General features: G+C 68.7%; 4 protein-coding genes and 1 pseudogene. 2 read left to right on the forward strand and 3 right to left on the reverse strand.

Annotated features, from left to right (window positions below):
• The 3 genes and pseudogenes from F3J14_RS35975 to tsaB form a co-directional block, all read right to left on the reverse strand.
• A pseudogene (locus tag F3J14_RS35975) lies at positions 1-155 on the reverse strand (uracil-DNA glycosylase); the annotation flags it as partial.
• A complete protein-coding gene (gene rimI / locus F3J14_RS34050) occupies positions 142-642 on the reverse strand; it encodes a ribosomal protein S18-alanine N-acetyltransferase (RefSeq protein WP_011657307.1) in 501 nt (166 codons plus the stop codon). The pseudogene F3J14_RS35975 and the gene rimI, both read right to left, overlap by 14 nt.
• Entirely contained in the window at positions 639-1,379 is a 741-nt protein-coding gene (tsaB, locus tag F3J14_RS34055; protein ID WP_166726644.1) for a tRNA (adenosine(37)-N6)-threonylcarbamoyltransferase complex dimerization subunit type 1 TsaB, read from the reverse strand. Before tsaB ends, rimI begins: the two co-directional genes overlap by 4 nt.
• A 147-nt stretch (positions 1,380-1,526) precedes the next feature.
• Between tsaB and F3J14_RS34060 the strand changes: the two genes are divergently transcribed.
• The gene (locus F3J14_RS34060; RefSeq protein ID WP_166726645.1) at positions 1,527-1,796 is read left to right on the forward strand and encodes an acyl-CoA-binding protein; all 270 of its coding nucleotides are present in this window, start codon (positions 1,527-1,529) and stop codon (positions 1,794-1,796) included.
• Positions 1,797-2,156: 360 nt separating this feature from the next.
• Positions 2,157-3,506, forward strand: a 1,350-nt coding sequence (locus tag F3J14_RS34065; RefSeq protein WP_166726646.1) for a DEAD/DEAH box helicase, incomplete at its 3' end; no start/stop codon positions are given.

Here is a 3,506-nt window from a genome sequence, read left to right on the forward strand (position 1 = left end):
ACGCCGGTTGCGGCCGCAACGGCGGACGCGTCGTCCGCCGCGCCGGATGCCGCAGCCGGCGTTTCGCCCGCTTCAGCGCTTTCCGCGCGCTGCCCGCGCCGCACCCAGATCTGCGCGAGACCCATTTCCTCGAGCGCTGCTTCAGCCCACGCCATGCGTGTCCCCTTCGTCCTTGTTCAGCGTCAGACGCATCACGATCGCGTCCTCCCGGCCGCGATGCCGCGCCGGATAGTAGTTCTTGCGCCGGCCGATCGTCACGAAGCCGAAGCGCTCGTACAGATGGATCGCGCGCAGATTCGACGGCCGCACCTCGAGCAGCACGCCGTCGAGCCGCTCCGCGCGCGAGATGCGCACCGCTTCGCGCAGCAGCGCGAGGCCCGCGCCCGAGTGCTGGGCGGCCGGGGCGACGCACAGGTTCAGCAGGTGCATCTCGTCGATCACCGGCATCAGCACGCAATAGCCGACGAGCGCGCCCGTCACGTGCCGCAGGCACACGCCGAAATAGCCGTTGCGCAGCGAATCCTCGAAGTTGCCGCGGCTCCACGGGAATTCGTACGCGACCTGCTCGATCGCGACGACCTCGTCGAGATCGGTGTCGGTCATCGGCGACAAATAGCGGTCGCTCAGCAGTACACCCGTCATCCTTTCGCTCCGCCCGTCTGCGCGGCGCGCGCCGCGATGCGCTCGGCGGTGGTCTGCGCGACCTTGTCGCGCACGTATTCCGGCGCGGCCTGGTCGGCCGGCACCGTACGGCCGGCGCGAAACGCCCGCAGCGCGGCATGCGCGACCGCCAGCGCATGCGGCAGCGCATCGCCGTCGATCACGGCTGCCGCGGCGGCCGCCGGCAACTTTGCGCCGAATGCGGCTGCCGCGTTGCCCGCGAGCGTGAACGGCGCGTCGAGCGACGCCGGATGCAGCGTCCGCCAGTCGCCCGCCTGGTCGTCCCACGCGAAATCGGCCCAGTACGCTTCGTCCATCCGCGCATCGAGCGCGGCCAGCACGCGCGTCGTGCCGGGCGCGCGTAGCCGCGCGTGCTCGGCGCACGCGAGCAGCGTGCTGACCGGCACGACCGGCAGCCCGCGCCCGAACGCGAGCCCCTGGGTAATGCCGGTCGCGGTACGCAGGCCGGTGAACGAGCCGGGGCCCGCGCCGAACGCGATCGCGTCGCAGTCGGCGAACGAGAGGCCCGATTCGGCGAAGAGTTCCTGGATGGCCGGCAGCACGCGCGTGCTCGACACGGCGCCCGTCGGTTCGTGGCGGACCCAGGTTTGCGGGGTGGAAACGGCGTCATCGGCCGGAGCCGAGCGCAGCAGCGCGACCGAGCAGTATTCGGTCGACGTATCGATGGCGAGGAGCACTGTTTGCGTCATGGCCGACATTGTAATGCGGCGCCCCGCTCCCACGGGCGATCGGACCCGATCCGGGTGCATGCGCCGCGCGGCCGGCGGTTTGGAAGGATCGCTCGACCCCGCGCGGCGCTGCGCTTGTTAAGATCGGCCGACTTGAAACCCTTACGGAGACACACGATGAGCGAACTCACCGCCCAATTCGACCAGGCCCAGGTCGACGTCAAGCAACTGACCGAGCGACCGGGCAACCTGACGCTGCTGCGCCTGTACGCGCTCTTCAAGCAAGCGACCGACGGCGACGCGCACGGCGACAAGCCGGGCTTCACCGATATCGTCGGCAAGTACAAGTACGACGCGTGGGAAGCGCTGAAAGGCACGTCGCAGGACGCCGCGAAACAGCAATATGTCGAACTCGTCGAATCGCTGAAGAACGGCACGGCATCCTGACCGGATCGCCCCAGCGCAATCGGCAATCAAATCAGTGGCGCAGCGCAGCAAATTTCTTTATAATGCGGCCTGCGTCACCCCCGCGCTCGGCTCGAAAGCCGTTCCGGCCAGACGCCTCGTAGCGTTATGCTCCAATCCGGTTTAGAACCTGTCCCCTCCTGCTTCGACCCTCGCGGTCGTCACTCATCAGGCTGGCGGCCCCGCTCCTGAAGCGCGCCGCACCCAAAACAGCTTCTAATGCCTCATCCGCCGACGGTTCGGCGGATTGCACCCCCGTTTCCTGATTTGCTCGCTGAATCCGACGACTTGGGTATGCGCGATTGGCGCCGACGTTTCACCCACTGTGTTTCAAGGATTGTTATGACTTCGAGCATTAACTCCAGCCCGCTCAACGCGATCGCCGACCAGGCGCTCGGTCTCGACGACGCCGCCGTACCGGCCGCGATCGAACCGGCGTCGGACGAGCCGAGCTTCGCGTCGCTCGGGCTGTCGCCGGAGATCGTCTCCGCGCTGGAGGCCGCCGGCTATGTGAAGCCGACGCCGGTCCAACAGCGCGCGATTCCGGCCGGCATCGCCGGCCGGGACCTGCTGGTGTCGAGCCCGACCGGTTCGGGCAAGACGGCCGCATTCATGCTGCCCGCGATCGAACGTTTCGCGCAGCTTCAAAAGACGCTGGCGCAGCAACCGCGCACGCCGCGCGAACCGAGCCAGGGCGACCGCCGCGTGCGCCGCCCGCAACCCGTCGCGCGCCCGGGCCTGCTCGTGCTGACGCCGACCCGCGAACTCGCGATGCAGGTCACGACGGCCGCATCGACCTACGGCAAGCACCTGAAGCGCCTGCGCACCGTCAGCATCCTCGGCGGCGTCGCCTATGGCCAGCAGCTGATGCTGCTCGCGAAGAACCCGGAAATCCTGGTCGCCACGCCGGGCCGCCTGCTCGATCACCTCGAGCGCGGCCGCATCGACCTGTCCGAACTGAAGATGCTCGTGCTCGACGAAGCCGACCGCATGCTCGACATGGGCTTCATCGATGACATCGAGACGATCGTCGCGGCAACGCCCGCGTCGCGCCAGACGATGCTGTTCTCGGCCACGCTCGACGGCAAGATCGGTTCGCTGACGGGCCGCCTGCTGAAGGACCCCGAGCGCATCGAGATCCAGCAGCGCCTCGAGTCGCGCACGAACATCGCGCAGACCGTGCACTACGTCGACGATCGCGACCACAAGGATCGCCTGCTCGATCACCTGCTGCGCGACGACGCGCTCGACCAGGCGATCATCTTCACGGCGACCAAGATCGACGCCGACCAGCTCGCCGGCCGTCTCGCCGACGCTGGCTTCGAATCGGCCGCACTGCACGGCGACCTGCCGCAGGGCGCGCGTAACCGCACGATCCGTGCGCTGCGCGAGCGCCGTGTGCGCGTGCTGGTTGCGACTGACGTCGCCGCCCGCGGCATCGACATCCCGGGCATCACGCACGTGTTCAACTACGACCTGCCGAAGTTCGCGGAAGACTACGTGCACCGTATCGGCCGTACGGGCCGCGCCGGCCGTTCGGGCACCGCGGTGAGCCTCGTGCACCACGCCGAGCAGGGCGCGCTCAAGCGCATCGAGCGCTTCGTGCGCTCGCCGCTGCCGGTCAACGTGATCGAAGGCTTCGAGCCGCGCAAGGCACCCGCGCGCAACGATCGCGGCACCGGCGGCCGCGGC

The organism is Burkholderia sp. Tr-862 (assembly GCF_011753085.1).
Lineage (GTDB): Bacteria > Pseudomonadota > Gammaproteobacteria > Burkholderiales > Burkholderiaceae > Burkholderia > Burkholderia ambifaria.

What these genes read in the sequence shown, in the direction of transcription:
- rimI (WP_011657307.1), bottom strand. Translation starts at nt 642, where the DNA reads ATGACGGGTGTACTGCTGAGCGACCGCTATTTGTCGCCGATGACCGAC.
- F3J14_RS34060 (WP_166726645.1), top strand. Translation starts at nt 1,527, where the DNA reads ATGAGCGAACTCACCGCCCAATTCGACCAGGCCCAGGTCGACGTCAAG.
- tsaB (WP_166726644.1), bottom strand. Translation starts at nt 1,379, where the DNA reads ATGTCGGCCATGACGCAAACAGTGCTCCTCGCCATCGATACGTCGACC.